This is a genomic window from Pseudovibrio sp. W74, assembly GCF_001623085.1.
Taxonomy (GTDB): domain Bacteria; phylum Pseudomonadota; class Alphaproteobacteria; order Rhizobiales; family Stappiaceae; genus Pseudovibrio.
The window spans coordinates 53,548-55,298 of sequence record NZ_LMCJ01000025.1 but is presented as its reverse complement, the minus strand read 5'-3'; the positions used below and the strand labels follow the sequence as shown (position 1 = coordinate 55,298).

General features: G+C 46.5%; 3 protein-coding genes. 2 read left to right on the top strand and 1 reads right to left on the bottom strand.

Features of this window, described 5'->3' with window-relative positions:
- On the top strand, positions 1 to 202 hold a 202-nt coding region (locus tag PsW74_RS29130; protein ID WP_206599937.1), incomplete at its 5' end, for a hypothetical protein.
- A 156-nt stretch (positions 203 to 358) separates the two neighbouring features.
- On the opposite strand, the gene PsW74_RS18510 is transcribed toward PsW74_RS29130, so the two are convergent.
- Entirely contained in the window at positions 359 to 1,036 is a 678-nt protein-coding gene (locus tag PsW74_RS18510) for a class I SAM-dependent methyltransferase (RefSeq protein WP_063289674.1), read from the bottom strand.
- Between the two features lie 140 nt (positions 1,037 to 1,176).
- Here PsW74_RS18510 and PsW74_RS18505 point away from each other — a divergent pair, with 140 nt between their 5' ends.
- A complete protein-coding gene (locus tag PsW74_RS18505) occupies positions 1,177 to 1,593 on the top strand; it encodes an Rrf2 family transcriptional regulator (RefSeq protein WP_063289673.1) in 417 nt (138 codons plus the stop codon).
- Positions 1,594 to 1,751 lie beyond the last annotated feature (158 nt).

Below are 1,751 nucleotides of genomic sequence, written 5' to 3'. Positions count from 1 at the left end.
CGGACAAATGGCAGGTATGGTCACGCTGCTACGTGCTAGAAATGTCTGGAAGTTCGGGCCAAGAGCTGCCATTCGGCGAACACCACCAAGGGTTGAGACGCGATTACTCGAAGGCTTTTTCTATCGCTCTTATGGCGATATTGAGTTACTCAACGCTAACCAACTGCAATCGTTCGAGCCTCCTTTTAAAATCTTCAGTTAGAATGTGCTTTCAACGTTAGATGGGTTCCATCTGGCTGACTGATGAAGACAGCAGGTATCTTTTTATAGAAGAACAAGAAACAGCTCATGGCCATTGAAGACGTTCGCTGTGCCGTAGAAACTAAGGCAAGCCAGCGACCGTTCATAACGCTTGTTGTTAAGCTGGTTTATAAGCAACCCAACCGCGAAATGTAAATGCAGTATAGAAAAGCTGGATATCTCTGAACCCTGCTTCTTCCAAGACTTTCACATCATCATCAGGGGACAGCACTGGGAGTCTGCTTTTCATTGTTTTGATGTTTGCATTTACCTTCTGTGCGTCAAAGCCAGATCTTCCCAGATACGCACCATAACGCTGCAGCCACAGATCTGGTTTTCCATCGTTCTGCGGGAAACTATGTTGGGCGACAATAAAAGGTGCACCTGGGCGTAGCCTGCGAAATACCTCGCGCACGGCACGCAAACGCTCTTTCCGAGAAAGGAAATGAAGCGTCAAAAGACATGTCGCTCCATCGTAAGGCCCCTTTGGAGCAGCCTCGATGTATCCTTCGATGAAGGTGACGCGGTTAGCATCGCTTCCCAATGTGTTCTGAGCTTGCATCAACATCTCAGTAGATGGATCAACACCCACGAAGCCCCAGTTCGCAGACTGCGCTATGAATGCTCTCAACTCTAACCCGCCGCCAGCCCCCAAAACGAGCACATTGCCTGCCTCAGGGACTCTTTCTGAAAGCAGTATCCCTGCCATTTTATGCAAGCTTTCTAAACCTGCTACCTGCCGGGAAACTCTATCTGCATAGGTATCTGTGTCACCAGAGTTGGTTTGGAAGTTCATATGTTTTTCTGACTTAAGATGAAGAGATTTGTCTGAACATAATTGCCAGGCACACTTATATTTGTATCACTTGATGATACGAATATGGGGAACTTTGTCAAACTCTGGTGACAGCTACGTACATTGAGGAAAACAGTGATATGAACAGGGATACTCGCTTGTCTGGTGTTTTGCATGTTCTCCTACACCTTGATCATGCAAGGAAGCCTCTAACATCCAGCGAGTTAGCAAAGACAATGAGAACCAATCCAGCCGTTTTCAGACGAATGATGGCGGGGTTGCGATCAGCTGGTTATGTACGGTCTGAAAATGGCCCCGGTGGAGGATGGTCACTGGAAAAAGCACTCTCCGAGATTACTCTACTCGATGTATATAATGCTTTGGGGCAGTCCAGCGTGTTCTCATTTGGCCTGAGAAATGAACCTTCGAACTGCAAGGTTGAAAGGGCTGTAAATAGAGCCCTCTTGAGCACAATGATGGAAGCCGAGAGTCTGCTTCTCAATCGTTTTCACGATCTAGCTCTTGATGAGATAGCATGCAGCGTCGAAGATTTGTAGAAATGAATCTTTGTTGAATAAACATGAGTCTCAGTATGTGCTTTGTAAACTCCACTTGAAGTTGGCAGCAAATACAAACTCAGAGTGCTGAAAAGAAGCGCAAAAATCCGCTTTTGGTCGCTGTTACATGCTAGAAGTGCCTAGAATTTTGGGCCATT